Source organism: Streptomyces hyderabadensis (genome assembly GCF_020404845.1).
GTDB classification, from domain to species: Bacteria; Actinomycetota; Actinomycetes; order Streptomycetales; family Streptomycetaceae; genus Streptomyces; species Streptomyces hyderabadensis.
This window is the reverse complement of the sequence record NZ_JAIOJZ010000039.1, coordinates 1-13911: the sequence shown is the minus strand read 5'-3', so window position 1 is coordinate 13911 and position 13911 is coordinate 1. Positions and strand designations below refer to the sequence as shown.

At 73.0% G+C, this 13911-nt stretch carries 13 protein-coding genes; 5 read left to right on the top strand and 8 right to left on the bottom strand.

The genetic code is table 11. The features are described 5' to 3' along the window. Positions 1 to 35: 35 nt before the first annotated feature. The 7 genes from moeZ to K7854_RS26085 all read right to left on the bottom strand — a co-directional run bounded on the left by moeZ (position 36) and on the right by K7854_RS26085 (position 9198). Complete coding sequence (moeZ, locus tag K7854_RS26115) at positions 36 to 1214, bottom strand: adenylyltransferase/sulfurtransferase MoeZ (RefSeq protein WP_226028985.1); 1179 nt, start codon at positions 1212 to 1214, stop codon at positions 36 to 38. A 63-nt stretch (positions 1215 to 1277) separates the two neighbouring features. After that, positions 1278 to 2027, bottom strand: coding sequence for a spherulation-specific family 4 protein (locus tag K7854_RS26110; RefSeq protein ID WP_226028984.1), 750 nt, complete (start codon positions 2025 to 2027; stop codon positions 1278 to 1280). Continuing rightward, positions 2015 to 3073 carry an SDR family oxidoreductase gene (locus K7854_RS26105; RefSeq protein ID WP_226028983.1) on the bottom strand — a complete coding sequence of 353 codons (1059 nt, stop codon included), beginning with the start codon at positions 3071 to 3073 and terminating at the stop codon, positions 2015 to 2017. The genes K7854_RS26110 and K7854_RS26105 overlap by 13 nt, the downstream gene beginning before the upstream one ends. Before the next feature lie 111 nt (positions 3074 to 3184). Beyond that, positions 3185 to 4477: a hypothetical protein gene (locus K7854_RS26100; RefSeq protein WP_226028982.1), complete on the bottom strand. Its 1293-nt coding sequence runs from the start codon at positions 4475 to 4477 to the stop codon at positions 3185 to 3187. After that, positions 4474 to 6225, bottom strand: coding sequence for a DUF3492 domain-containing protein (locus K7854_RS26095; protein ID WP_226028981.1), 1752 nt, complete (start codon positions 6223 to 6225; stop codon positions 4474 to 4476). Before K7854_RS26095 ends, K7854_RS26100 begins: the two co-directional genes overlap by 4 nt. Before the next feature lie 226 nt (positions 6226 to 6451). After that, entirely contained in the window at positions 6452 to 8140 is a 1689-nt protein-coding gene (locus K7854_RS26090; RefSeq protein WP_226028980.1) for a DUF3152 domain-containing protein, read from the bottom strand. An 8-nt stretch (positions 8141 to 8148) separates the two neighbouring features. Next, positions 8149 to 9198 carry an alpha/beta fold hydrolase gene (locus K7854_RS26085; RefSeq protein WP_226028979.1) on the bottom strand — a complete coding sequence of 350 codons (1050 nt, stop codon included), beginning with the start codon at positions 9196 to 9198 and terminating at the stop codon, positions 8149 to 8151. 245 nt (positions 9199 to 9443) lie between these two features. Between K7854_RS26085 and K7854_RS26080 the strand changes: the two genes are divergently transcribed. The 4 genes from K7854_RS26080 to K7854_RS26065 all read left to right on the top strand — a co-directional run bounded on the left by K7854_RS26080 (position 9444) and on the right by K7854_RS26065 (position 11474). Next, entirely contained in the window at positions 9444 to 9665 is a 222-nt protein-coding gene (locus K7854_RS26080; RefSeq protein WP_226028978.1) for an Rv3202a family protein, read from the top strand. Between the two features lie 218 nt (positions 9666 to 9883). Beyond that, the gene (locus tag K7854_RS26075; protein WP_061446908.1) at positions 9884 to 10525 is read left to right on the top strand and encodes a TetR/AcrR family transcriptional regulator; all 642 of its coding nucleotides are present in this window, start codon (positions 9884 to 9886) and stop codon (positions 10523 to 10525) included. Positions 10526 to 10667: 142 nt separating this feature from the next. Beyond that, complete coding sequence (locus K7854_RS26070; protein WP_007444428.1) at positions 10668 to 10895, top strand: DUF3107 domain-containing protein; 228 nt, start codon at positions 10668 to 10670, stop codon at positions 10893 to 10895. 309 nt (positions 10896 to 11204) lie between these two features. Then, positions 11205 to 11474, top strand: a complete 270-nt coding sequence (locus tag K7854_RS26065) for a hypothetical protein (protein ID WP_226028977.1) — start codon at positions 11205 to 11207, stop codon at positions 11472 to 11474. 69 nt (positions 11475 to 11543) lie between these two features. Here the strand turns inward: K7854_RS26065 and K7854_RS26060 are convergent, their stop codons facing one another. Then, a complete protein-coding gene (locus K7854_RS26060) occupies positions 11544 to 12317 on the bottom strand; it encodes a ferritin-like domain-containing protein (RefSeq protein WP_226028976.1) in 774 nt (257 codons plus the stop codon). 300 nt (positions 12318 to 12617) lie between these two features. Between K7854_RS26060 and K7854_RS26055 the strand changes: the two genes are divergently transcribed. Then, a partial coding sequence (locus K7854_RS26055) for a DEAD/DEAH box helicase (RefSeq protein ID WP_372481075.1) occupies positions 12618 to 13911 on the top strand: 1294 nt, incomplete at its 3' end.

Genomic DNA, 13911 nt, shown 5'->3' with positions numbered 1-13911 from the left:
ACCCCCGCCGCCGGGGAAGCAGCTCCGGGAGCCGGTCAGTAGACGGGCTTCTCCGGCTCGATCTGGTTGACCCAGCCGATCACGCCGCCGCCGACGTGGACGGCGTCCGAGAAGCCGGCGGACTTGAGGACCGCGAGGACTTCCGCACTGCGGACACCCGTCTTGCAATTCAAGACGATCTTCTTGTCCTGCGGGAGGCTCTCCAGGGCCGAGCCCATGAGGAACTCGTTCTTCGGGATCAGCCGGGCGCCCGGGATGGAGACGATCTCGAACTCGTTCGGCTCGCGGACGTCGATCAGCTCGATGTTCTCGCCGTCGTCGATCCACTCCTTGAGCTGCTTGGGAGTGATCGTCGAGTCGGCGGCCGCCGCCTGGGCCTCCTCGGACACGACGCCGCAGAAGGCCTCGTAGTCGATCAGCTCGGTGACGGTCGGGTTCTCGCCGCAGACCGCGCAGTTGGGGTCCTTGCGGACCTTGACCTGGCGGTAGGTCATCTCCAGGGCGTCGTAGATCATCAGGCGGCCGACCAGCGGCTCGCCGATGCCCGCGAGGAGCTTGATGGCCTCGTTGGTCTGGATGGAGCCGATGGACGCGCACAGCACGCCCAGCACGCCGCCCTCGGCGCAGGAGGGGACCATGCCGGGGGGCGGGGGCTCCGGGTAGAGGCAGCGGTAGCAGGGGCCGTGCTCGGACCAGAAGACGGAGGCCTGGCCGTCGAAGCGGTAGATCGAGCCCCAGACGTAGGGCTTGTTCAGCAGCACACAGGCGTCGTTGACCAGGTAGCGGGTCGCGAAGTTGTCCGTACCGTCGACGATCAGGTCGTACTGGCTGAAGATGTCCATCACGTTGTCGGCCTCGAGCCGCTCCTGGTGAAGGATCACCTCCACCAGCGGGTTGATGCCCTTGATGGTGTCACGCGCGGACTCGGCCTTGGGCCGGCCGATGTCGGCCTGGCTGTGGATGACCTGCCGCTGCAGGTTGGACTCGTCGACCTCGTCGAACTCGATGATGCCGAGCGTGCCGACACCGGCTGCCGCCAGGTACATCAGGGTCGGCGAACCGAGGCCGCCCGCGCCCACGGCGAGCACCTTGGCGTTCTTCAGCCGCTTCTGCCCGTCCATCCCCACGTCGGGGATGATCAGGTGGCGGGAGTACCTGCGGACCTCGTCTACGGTGAGCTCGGCGGCCGGCTCGACCAGGGGTGGCAGCGACACGGGGACTCCGTTGGTCGGTCAGTAATTACGGTTGTTCTCCCAGTAACACTGCCACGGCCTTTTTCATTCCGAGACACCCGTCCCGACTCGCGAGACGATTTCGTCCCAGTAGCCGGGCATGGTCTCCCAGGGGTCGGCCCGGCCGCCGCGGTCCGTGCGGTCGGTGAAGTAGATCGTCGCGGCCCCCTGCCAGCGAGCGATGCGCAGCGCTTCCTCCAGGTGTCCGCGCGGCAGGCCGTGCACGAAGTGGCAGAAGCGCTCGGGCGGATAGTCGGCGCTCCACTCGGCCGCCTGGGACCAGCGGTAGTCGGCCCAGGTGCCGGAGAAGGTGACGAGTTGGTCGGCGTTCTCCGCGTAGCCGGGGCTGGGGTGGGTGCCGTGGCCCAGGACGATGTGGGCATCGTCACGGAACGCGCGGAGGGTGGTGACCGTACGGCGGACCTCGGGGAGGCCGGCCCGGTCGGACGGGCAGTGGGCGAGGAGGAATCCGTCGACCTGGTACCAGTCGAGGTACCGGCGGGCGTCGGAGACCTGTTCGCCGAGGCTGCGCGCTCCGTACGCGGCGTCGAGGTGGCCGAGGACGCGGACACCCGCGTTGCGCAGGCGGCCGGCGGCCTCCAGGCACCGCGGGTCGGGGTGCGCGCCGGGACCGTCGGCGATGTTGAGGACGACCCAGTGCAGCGGGGTGCCGGGGCAGGTGAGGCCGGTCCACTCGTCGGGGGCGACGAGGGGGTGGGCCAGGCCCGGGACACCGAGGCCGGTTCGGACACCGGTGCTCGCGGTGCCCGCTTTGGTGCTGGTCAGATACGGCATGCCGCCTCCATCCAGATGTCGGCGAGGGACTCTTCGAGGGCGATCCGGGGCCGCCAGCCGAGCCGGTCGCGTGCGGTGCGCACATCGGCCTGCTGCCAGCTGCCGCAGCCGTCGGGGTACGGGTGGGGGGCCGGTGCCGGGTGCTCGGCGTCGGTGCGCTCGCCGCGGCCCCCGAGGGGGTCCGGGCGATGGTGGCCGAGGGCGTCGGTCCGGTGGTGGCCGAGGGCGTCGACGCGGTGGCCGACGGCCTCGGTACGGGGGTGGCCGATGGCGGGCCGCAGCGCGCCGGGAGGGCCGTCCAGCTCGTGCAGGGCGCCGCCGTAACCGGCGACCCGGGCGAGGGTGGCGGCGGCGTCGCGCAGGCGGACGGCACGGCCGGAGCCGATGTTGATGACGCCCTGGGCGGCGGAGAGCGAGGCGGCGTGCACCGCGCGGGCGACGTCGCGGACGTCGATGAAGTCCCGCTGCGCGCCGAGGCCGCCGAGCCGCAGCTCACCGTCGCCGGACTGCATCGCGCGGCGCATCGCCTCGGCGAGCCGGCCCAGCGGGGAGCCGGCGGGCGTGCCGGGCCCCGCGGGCGAGAAGACCCGCAGCACGACGGCGTCCAGACCGGACCCGAGGACGAGTTCGGTCGCGGCGAGTTTGCTGACGCCGTAGGGGCCGCCGGGGCGGGGCACGGCGTCCTCGGCGGTCGAGGAACCGGGCTGGCTGGGGCCGTACTCGGCGCTGCAGCCGACCTGCACCAGGCGGGCACCGCAGCCGCTGCGCCGCAGGGCCTCGCAGACGGTGGCGACGGCGACGGTGTTGTGCCGGGTGAGTTCACGGGCGCCGCCCCGGGTGGCGCCCGCGCAGTTGACGACCACTCCGGGATGGACCGCGTCGAGGAAGCGGGTGAGGGCGCCGGGGCTTCCGGTGGCGAGGTCGAAGCGGACGTCGGCGTCGTCGCCTCGGCCGAGGGCGGTGAGCTGGACGGCCGGGTCGGCGAGCAGACGGTCGGCGACGAAGCGGCCGATGTAGCCGTTGGCTCCGATCAGCAGGACTCTCATCGGGCGGCTCCCGGTGCCGAGGCGTCGGGTCGGGAGGTGGTCATCTGGGGGCTCCTTCAAGGGGTGATGCGAGGGTGTCGGGGCGTGTGGGGGGCTGTCCCGTGCGCGCGCTCACCGCGTTCGCCCCGTCGACGCGTGGGCCGAGGCCCTGGTCAGGCGACGGCAGGCGTGGACGAGGAGGGTGAGTGCGCCGATGCCGCAGGCGACCGTCGGGACACCGGCCGGGCCGCAGGCGGTGACCAGCGCCTCCACGGGCGCGGCCAGGAAGCCGCAGCCGGGCAGGCGGCCGGCGAAGAGCGTGGCCAGGGCGACTGCCTCCGCGGTGGCCGCGGCGGCGAGGACGAGCGTGGGGGCGTGCGCGTGACCGTGCACGGTGAGCAGCCGGGCGAGCAGCAGCAGGGCGCCCAGACTGAGGCCCTGGGCAAGGGCGGCGGGCTCGCCGAGCACGGCGCCGGTCAGCGCGAGCAGACCCGCGAGGGCGCCCGTGTACAGGGCGAACGTGCCGAGCAGCAGAGGGCGCACGGAGGCGGAGAAGTCGGCCAGGCCCCGGCTGGACGTCAGTTTGCGGCGGGCGCCCGCGGCGAAGAGGTGGGCGCATCCGGCCGCGGGAACGAAGGACAGCGCGAGCGCCAGGACGGGGGCGAGGGAGACGGGCCACGGGCCGTCGGTGGTGCCGTTGGGGAGACCGTCCGGGCCGCCGCCGACAGCGGTGCGCAGGAGTCCGTCGCCCAGGAGGGCGTAGCCGACGAGCCAGCAGGTCCAGGTGCTGGTGGTGCGGGTGGCGGCGCTCAGCGGCCCGCGGCGCAGCGCCGCGCCCAGGGCCAGGGTCACCGCGAGGATCCCGACGGCGGCCGCGATCAGCCGCGGCCGGCCGTCCGTCAGGCGCAGTCCGGCCACGGCGGCGGCACAGAGCACACCGGGCAGCAGGGCGAGAACGATTCCGGCGGTGCGTGGCCCGCCCGGCCGGGGCGCCGGCGGCTCCTCGGGGCTCGCGGGGGCATGGGTGTCGCGGTCGCGCGGGGCGCGGGCGTACATCTCTTCGGCGAGGGAGAAGACGTCCCGGTGGCGGAAGCGTGCGGCGGTCCGGTCGGTGACACCGTGGGCTTCCAGACCCGCGGCGATCTCCAGTGGGTCCACGGCGCGTTCGCACAGTTCGCGGTGCCGGTGCAGCAAGCCTTTCACGGGATCCGCGGCGGAACGGCGTGCGGCGGACGGGGCCGGCGTCTGCCGGCCGTCGCGAGCCTCGCCGACGGCGACACCCACTGCCCGACCGGCACCTGCGCGACCGGCAACTTCCCATCCAGCACCAGCGCGACCTGTACCCTCGCGACCGGCACCTGCGCGATCTGTGCCCTCGCGACCTACACTCTCGCGAGCTGCACCCTTGCCGCCGACGCCGTTCATCGGGCCGCCCCCTCGCTCGCCGCGACCGATGTCGTCGCCCGGACCGGCTCGGCCTCCGTCGCCCAGCCGGGACCGCTCCGTGCCGTGCCGGGTCCGCCCCTGGCCGCGACGCGGGCCGTGGGGTCGCTCCAGCGACCGGGGACGTGAGCCTCGGCGGGGACGCCGAAGGGCAGGGGCTCGCCGGTGTCGTCGAGAACGACGCGGCGTGCCGGTGTACGCGAGAGGATCTCCAGGTAAATGCTGTGAAATGCCGCGATGTTCTGCTCGACGGTGAACAGCTCAAGCGCGCGGGCGCGCGCGGCGGCGCCCAGTCGATTCCGGCGCTCGGGGTCGCGCAACAGCGCGACGCAGGCCTCGGCGAGCGCCCGCGGATTGCGCGGGGGCACGACGAGTCCGGTGCCGCCGATGGCCTCCACGACCGCGCCGACGTCGGTGGACACCGTCGCGCGGCCGCAGAACATGGCCTCGACGAGCCCGGCCGGGAACCCTTCGACGACGCTGGAGAGCACCACCAGGGCGCCCGAGGCGTACGCGTCGGCACGGGAGGGCAGCTCGGGGCCGCCGGTCTCCTCGAAGGAGACCGGGTTGCGGCCGACGGCGTGCGGACCGTCGGCCTCGTCGGGAAACAGCTGCGCGGCCAGTGCCTTGCAGTGGCCCAGGTACGCGGCGCCCTCGGGGCCCGTGGGCGCGCCGACGATCCTGAGCCGCGCGCCGGGCTCCGCCCGGCGGATCTCCGCGAAGGCGTGCAGCAGCGAGACCAGGTCCTTGGCCGGTTCGACGCGGCCGACCCAGACGAGGGTCTGCGGATCGGCGCAGTCGGGGGACTCGCCCGCCTCCGCGAACGGGGCCGCGTCCATGCCCGGGTGGACCGTGCGCAGCTTGGCGCGGTCGGCGCCGCACCGTTCCTGCCAGCGTCGGGCGTGCGTGTTGCCGGGGGTGATCACGGCCGCGCGCCGGTAGGTCTCGGTGGCCAGCCGACCGTGGAAGGCGGCGAGCAGCGACCGTATCGCGGGCGAGGAGTCGGGTTCCGTCAGGTAGTGCGTGCGCAGCCGGACGCCGTACTCGGTCACCAGCAGTGGCACGTCGCAGAAGTGCCGCGCGAGCAGGCCCGGAAGGGCCGCGGTGCCGCCGGAGGTCGCGTGGCACAGGTCCACCGAACCGAGATCGTCGTCCTCGTACCAGTCGAGGGACAGGGGGCGCAGGGCGCGTTCGAGGCGCGCGGTGACGGTCAGCAGATCGGGAACGCGCGCCTCGCGCGCGGCGCGGTGGGCGCCGGGCGCGCGACAGGCTCGTTCCAGGGCGCGTACGGCGGTCTCCGAGCGGAGTGCGGTGGGCAGTCCGCCCTCGTCGCGGGCGAGTTCGGCGAGGCCGTACAGCGCACTGGCGAAACGGTCCGCCTCAAGGGCCGACTGCCCTGCCGGCTCCCCCTCGGGCCCTCCGGACGCACCCCCCGGGCCCGCGGTGCACAGGGCGGTGGCCAACTCGCCGTAGCACTCGGCGAAGCGCCGGCGCGCGCGCCGTCCGTGGACGATCCCGTCGTCCACGGTTTCCCACAGCGGAGCGGTCCGCACCCGGCCGACCTGCGGTGGCAGCGGGACCCAGCCCTCGGCCTCCTCGCGCTCGCTGCGGCTGAGCGCGTAGAGGTCGAACTCGTGCTGTTCCAGGCCGCGCACGAGCCGGTCGCACCAGAGCCCGGCCTCACCGCTCAGATACGGATAGCCACCCTCCGTAAGCAGTCCGATGCGCACGCGCGCACCCCCGATCTCCCGTTTGGGGAGCCGCCGTTGGCCCGGCGGCTCGCAGCGGGACGAACGTATGCGGACAGGGAGGTGGCGCGATGGACGGTTGTCCATCGCGCCACCAAAAGGGGTGAACGGTCGTAACTTTCCCGTGCGAGGCGCGTTCGGTCGCGCTAAGAGATCAACTGGTCACCATGCGTGACGCACTGGCCCCGACCTGATCCGTCCCGCTCCGTCAGCCGTTCGGGTAGGCCCAGGGGTTCGGGCGGCAGTCGATTCCGTCGTGGTCGATGAACTTCGTCTGTTGCTGCATGACCGGGGCGAGTTCGCCGTCCTTGTCGCAGGTGACGTGGTTGTAGCCGATGCGGTGGCCGACCTCGTGGTTGATCAGCATCTGCCGGTAGGCGTGGATCGCGTCACCGTAGGGCGCGGCGCCCTGGGCCCAGCGGTAGGCGTTGATCATCACGCGCTGGGTGGCGGCCGAGTCACAGGAGACGTTGTCCTCGGTGGTGTCGAGGCCGGACTTGGCGCACCACTCCGCCGTGGTGCCGGGGCTGGCCAGCGTGATGACGAAGTCGGGCTGCCCCGACTCGATGCGCTCGAAGGTGCGGGCGCCGTTGTGGGCCCAGCTCCGGTCGTCATTGAGGGTCTTCTGCACGGCCTGGGCGAAGAGTTCGCCGTCGAGGCCGAGCCCCTGCTCCACGTCGATGCGGTAGGTGTACCGCTCCCCCTTCCCGGTCCCCTTGGCGATGCCCGGGATGGCGTCGAACTTCCCCGAGCCCTTCAGGGTGGCGCTGAGCGGGTACGTCTTGCCCATCTTCTGCGCGTACGTCAGCGGCTTCGCGTCCGCGGACGCGGAGGGCGTCGGCGTCGACCGTTCGTCGTCCCGTGACGTCGGATCGTGGGCGCCCCGAGCCTGGTCGGTGGCGGACTGGGCGCGCATGTCGTTCCCGTCCGACCCGTCGGCGACCTGGCCGGCCACGACGACGGCCAGCACGGTGGTGACGGCGGCCGCCGCGATACCGGTGAAGGTCCGGCCCTTGCCGCCCTTCGCCGGTGCGGGCTCCCCCGTGGGCGGCAGGTCGTCGGCGTCCCCGCCCGCGTCGGCGGCACCGCCCCCGCCCCCGCCGCCGTCGACGGCACTCCAGTCGGTGACGGAGGCGTACGGGTCGGCGGGCGGTGGCGCAGCGGGAGTACGCCCCTGGGGGCGGGCCGCGAAGACGTCTTCATCGTCCCCGAAGGCGTCGAGGTAGTCCTGCCGCGGCCCCTCCGCGGGCGCCTGCCGCTGCCTGGGGAAGGGCGAGGGCGGCGCGAAGGCCCCGGGGGCACCGGAAGCACCGGGCGCACCGGTACGCGGCCCCGTCGCCGATCCGCGCCCGGCACCGGGCATCCCGCCCAACTCACCCCAGCCGCCGCCGGGTTCCCGCTGCTCTGGGTGTCCGCCTCGGACCCGCGGCACACCCTGCGCCGGGGTGCCGTCGGGAAATCCGGGGACCCCATGAGCCGGCGTCCCGTCGGAGAACCGGGGGACGCCGTGCGCCGGCGTGCCGTCGGGGAGCCTCGGAACACCCCGCGCCGGCGTGCCGTCCGCCGTCCGGGGGAAACCGCGGGCCGGTGTCCGCTCCGGGATCCTCCCGCCCGGGCCCCTCTCAGAGCCGGGACCGGTGCCCGCGTACCCCTGTCGGACGCCGGGCGCGTCGCCCGGCACCGCCCCTCGGGGCGTCCCGTAGGCCCCCTGCGGCCGGTAAGGCCCCTGAGGTCCCTGGGGCTGATACGGCCCCTGAGGCCCCAGGGGCCCCTGAGGCTCCTGCGACGGCCCGTCCGACCGGCGCGGGTCGGGCCGGGCGGACCGGTTCTCGCGTGCGGCGGCGGTGTCCGCGGCGTCTGCCTTGGGGGCGGGCCCGCGGCGGCTGTGGCGTCCCACGTCGCGCCTCAGCCTCCTGTGGTCTGGTTGGCGGGCTCGCTGTCCGCGGCCCCGTCGGTCCTTTCGCCACCCGCCGGCTTCCCGGTGTCCACCGCGTCCGCGGTGCCCGCGGTGTCCGCGAGGAGTTCACGGAACGCCGTGGCCACCGTCTCCGGATACTCCATCATCGCCACGTGCCCCGCGTCCGGCAGGGTCAGCAGCCGGGAGTCACGGAAGGCGCGGGCGGCCCGCTGGGCCATGCGGTAGCCGACGAGTTGGTCCCGTCCACCGTAGACCAGGAGCGTGGGTGCGAGAACCCGCTCGGCCTGTCGCCACAGCGCGTGCTGGCCGCCGAGCGTGTACGCGTTCACGATTCCCCGCGCGGAACGCACCATCGCGTCCCAGAAGTACGGCAGTTGCAGCCGCCGCTCCATCTCCTCGACGGCGTTGCGGAACCCCTCCTCGCTCACTCTGCCGGGGTCGCCGTAGCAGAGCGCCATGACGCCGCGCACCCGCTGCTCCGCGGTCCACTCCCGGGTGAGCCGGGTGAACAGCGTCGCCACCCCGGGCACCGCCAGCAGCCCCGTCGGTACGGCGCTGCGCTGCACGCGTATCTCCGGCAGTGCGGGCGACACGAGGGTCAGCGTCCGCACCAGGTCGGGACGGGCCGCGGCGACGCGGGTGACGACGGCACCGCCCAGCGAGTTCCCGAACAGGTGCACGGGACCGCGCCCGGACGCGTCGAGGTAACGGACGACCGCACGCGCGTGGCCGGTGATCGAGTAGTCGCCGTCGTCCGGCGGCGGGGAGTCGCCGAAGCCGGGCAGGTCGAGGGCCTCGCTGTGGACGACCCCGTCCAGCAGCGGCATGAGCGCCGACCAGTTCTGCGAGGAGCCGCTGAGGCCGTGGACGTAGAGGGCGGGCGGCAGTCCTTCGTGGGCGGGCCGCCTCGACCGCACCGTAAGGGTGATGCCGGGAAGGTGGACCGACCTGAGCCGCTCCCCGTCCGCGGCCTTGACGGCCGCGACCCTCGGCAGCACGTTGGCGGGCGGCACGGACGGCGGCTCGGTCGAAGGCATGTGCCAATGTTACGAGACGATCACGCGGTGGCTCATGTGTTCGCAGTCACAGGCGGGGCTGCCGAGGCGCGTCCGCGGGGTACGGATGCGGTCGGCGCCGGGACCCGCCGCACGAGATCGGGACCGCACCAGACCGGGACGAGCGACGCATGGCGTCCGGATCGGGTGTCTCCTAGGCTCGTGAAGTGGGCACCCGCGTGTGACCCCTGCACCCCCGGGGAGAGTCCGTAGGAAGGGAGCCCAGCATGACCGTCGACCCGACCGACCCCGACACCTTCGAGGACGAGGCACCGGATCCGGAGGACCGCGACGTGGAGGCGCCCGACGCCGACGCCGCCGAGCAGCGGGCGGACATCGGGCAGGACCGCGACGAACCGCTGACCGGCGTCGAGCCGGACCGCGCCAACGAGGCCGACCTGGCCGAACAGGCCCGGGTCGTCTCGCAGGACGAGGACGACTACCGCTGAACGGCGGGGACGCCCGACGCCACGAGACGGCGGAGCGGCTCCACCGAGCAGAAGGGAGGCCGACTTTTGCCCGGCCTGGACCCTTTTGAAACCTGTTGTGCGGCTTTCGCCACCGTCCGGTCCGTGAAATTCTGCGCTCGCAGCACCCACACCACGGTTACCGAAAAGTACGATGTCGACGCGGCGCACACCGCACGAGGACGACTATGGGAGGCGGCGTGACAGCCATCGAGCAGACAGAGGCGGTACGCCCGCGGGGCACACGCCTTCCCCGCCGAGCCCGACGCAACCAGCTGCTGGGCGCCGCACAGGAAGTGTTCGTGGCCCAGGGCTACCACGCGGCCGCCATGGACGACATCGCCGAGCGCGCCGGCGTCAGCAAGCCGGTCCTCTACCAGCACTTCCCCGGCAAGCTCGACCTCTACCTCGCCCTGCTGGACCAGCACTGCGAGGCGCTGATCCAGTCCGTGCGCGGCGCGCTCGCCTCGACCTCCGACAACAAACAGCGCGTCCGGGCGACGATGGACGCCTACTTCGCCTACGTCGAGGACGACGGCGGCGCCTTCCGCCTGGTCTTCGAGTCGGACCTGACCAACGAGCCCGCCGTGCGCGAGCGCGTGGACAAGGTGACGAACGAGTGCGCCGAAGCGATCTGCGACGTCATCGCCGAGGACACCGGTCTCTCGCGCGCGGAGTCGATGCTGCTCGCCTCCGGCCTGGGCGGTCTCGCGCAGGTGGTGGCGCGCTCCTGGCTGCACAGCGACCGCAGCGTGCCCCGCGACCAGGCGGTCCAGCTGCTGACCTCGCTGGCCTGGCGGGGCATCGCCGGCTTCCCGTTGCACGGCACCGAGCAGCACTGACCACCGGGGCGCGGGTTCTGTTCCCGTCGGCTGTTCGCTCCTGGCGTTCTCCGACGCAGCGTGTACGTCCCCTCACCGGGCTAATGTGTGCTGGTACGGCGCGGGAGATCGCGCACTTGATGACCGTCGGAGGGACATAGCCGTGGAGGTCAAGATCGGCGTGCAGCACGCGCCCCGCGAGATCGTTCTGGAGAGCGGTCAGAGCGCCGAGGAGGTCGAGCGCGTGGTGGGCGAGGCACTGGCCGGCAAGTCGCAGCTGCTGAGCCTGGTGGACGAACACGGCCGCAAGGTCCTGGTGCCGGCCGACCGGCTCGCCTACGTCGAGATCGGTGAGCCGGCCCCGCGCAAGGTGGGCTTCGGCGCGCTGTAGCCGCCGGACGCGGGACGACGGACGAAGACCGGGTGGGGGCCGGCGGTGACACACCGCCGGGCCCCACGCGTCTGCCCGTCCCGCCCCGTCACTTTTCCGGTCGTGCCGCCCCCGTCCCTGCCCTCGTTCCGTTCCCGTCCCGCTCCGTTCCGCTCCCGTTCCGCTCCCGTTCCGTGCCCGTCCCGCTCCCGTTTCCCGTTCACGGGCGGAGCACAGTTCACCCACAGGGGGAGGATTGCATTCCGCAGGTCAGGGGTAAGTCGGCTGTGACCGTTTGGGGCAGGCCGGCCATGTGGGAGGGACCCCGACATGATCTTGGAAGCGCTCAGCGCCGTACTCCTCGGCCTCGCCCTGGCATGGGCCGCCGCGCACCGTCTGCCCCACCGCCTGCCCGCCCCGCTCCTGGTCCTGCCGACCGGCGTCGCCGGGGCCCTCTTCGGGGCGTTCGTCACGCACACCGCGCTGGGCGCCGGAGGGTTCGTGCTGGTGCTGCTGGGCTCGGCGACGCTCTGCGCGGCCTCGCTGTCGCTGCTGCTGCGCCCCGCGGGGCGACTGCGTCGCAGCTCGGCGGCCGCCTGACCGGCGGCCGCCGTAGCGGGCGGGGCCCCGTCCGACGGTGGCCGGGCCGTCGATCCCGCTCAGGCCCGCTCAGGCGGCCAGGCCCAGCGCCGCCATCCGCTTCGTGTGCGCCTCGGTGATCCGGGAGAACATCTTGCCGACCTCGGCCAGGTCGAAGCCGTCCGCCACCCCGCCGACGAGCATCGTCGACAGCGCGTCCCGGTCGGCCACCACCCGCTGGGACTGGGAGAGCGCCTCCCCCATCAGCCGCCGCGCCCACAGCGCGAGCCGCCCGCCCACGCGCGGGTCGGCTTCGATCGCCGCGCGCACCTTCTCCACGGCGAAACCGGCGTGCCCGGTGTCGTCGAGCACGGCGAGCACCAGCTCGCGGGTGTCCGTGTCGAGGCGGGCGGCGACCTCGCGGTAGAAGTCGCTGGCGATGGAGTCGCCGACGTAGGCCTTGACCAGGCCCTCCAGCCAGTCCGAGGGGTCCGTCTGCTTGTGGAAGCCGTCGTAGGCGGCCACGAAGGGCTCCATGGCGCCCGTGGGCTCCTCGCCGATCTCGGCCAGCCGGTCGCGCAGCCGCTCGAAGTGGTGGAACTCCGCCGACGCCATCTTCGCCAGCTCCGCCTTGTCCGCCAGCGTGGGCGCCAGCTTGGCGTCCTCCGCGAGCCGCTCGAACGCCGCCAGCTCGCCGTACGCGAGCGCGCCGAGCAGGTCCACGACCGCGGCGCGGTACTGCGGGTCGGACGCGGCCGTGTCCCAGTCGCGGGCGGCGACCGGCGTGGCTCCGGCGCCACCGGCTGCTCCGGAGGTCTCGGCGGGGGCGTCTGCGGCGGGGCCAGGCTTGTCAGAGCTCGTCATGCAGCGCACAATAGCCCGCTCTTCGGCGGTGGTAAGTCCCTGGTCAGTCAGTGTGACGACGACTACGTGAGCAAATCGGCCATCGCATGTGCGCGAATCCGGGGTATGGTGGTAATGCGCCTGCCGAGTATGTGACGTACGGGTACGTGACATCGTCGTCGGGCCGCACGCATGAGGATGCCCGGTCGGTGGCCCGATCGGCTCCGACCCGACAGCCCTCCCTGCCGTACGCCATGCTGCGTACGGATTCCGGAGGGGGACCCTCAGTGGTACGAGCGCTGGAGCGTCGACAGAGGTCCCGTGTCCTACGGCTCACCCGTAAGGCAGCCGACGTCCCCGACACGGTCCGGCACGACCCGCGCGCTCGCCTCGCACCACGCACACAGAAGAGGCAGCACCCTGACTACGACGTTCCGATCCCTCGGGATCCTCCCCGAGACCGCCGAAGCCCTCGAAGCCGTCGGCATCACCACTCCCTTCCCCATCCAGGAGCTGACGCTCCCCGTGGCCCTGTCGGGCACGGACGTGATCGGCCAGGCCAAGACCGGCACGGGCAAGACGCTCGGCTTCGGCCTCCCGCTCCTGGAGCGCGTCACCGTCCCCGCCGACGTCGAGGCGGGCCGCGCCGCCCCCGAGTCCCTCACCGACGCCCCGCAGGCCCTCGTCGTCGTTCCGACGCGCGAGCTGTGCCAGCAGGTCACCAACGACCTGCTGACCGCCGGCAAGGTCCGCAACGTGCGCGTCACCGCGATCTACGGCGGCCGCGCCTACGAGCCGCAGGTGGAGGCCCTGAAGAAGGGCGTCGACGTGATCGTCGGCACCCCGGGCCGCCTGCTGGACCTGGCGGGCCAGAAGAAGCTGAGCCTCAAGCACGTCAAGTGCCTGGTGCTCGACGAGGCCGACGAGATGCTCGACCTGGGCTTCCTGCCCGACGTCGAGAAGATCATCAACATGCTGCCGGTCCGGCGCCAGACCATGCTGTTCTCGGCGACCATGCCGGGCGCGGTCATCGGACTCGCCCGCCGGTACATGTCGCAGCCCACGCACATCCGCGCCACCTCGCCGGACGACGCGGGCGCGACGGTGGCGAACACCAAGCAGTTCGTCTACCGCGCGCACAACATGGACAAGCCCGAGATGGTGGCCCGCATACTGCAGGCCGAGGGCCGCGGTCTGGCCATGGTCTTCTGCCGCACCAAGCGCACCGCCGCCGACCTGGCCGACCAGCTCAAGCAGCGCGGCTTCGCCTCCGGCGCGGTCCACGGCGACCTCGGCCAGGGCGCCCGCGAGCAGGCGCTGCGCGCCTTCCGCAACGGCAAGGTGGACGTGCTCGTCTGCACCGACGTCGCCGCCCGCGGCATCGACGTCGAGGGCGTGACCCACGTCATCAACTACCAGTCGCCGGAGGAGGAGAAGACGTACCTGCACCGCATCGGCCGCACCGGCCGCGCGGGCGCGAAGGGTACGGCGATCACGCTGGTCGACTGGGACGACATCCCGCGCTGGCAGCTGATCAACAAGGCGCTGGACCTGGGCTTCAACGACCCGGCGGAGACCTACTCCACCTCCCCGCACCTGTACAGCGACCTCGGTA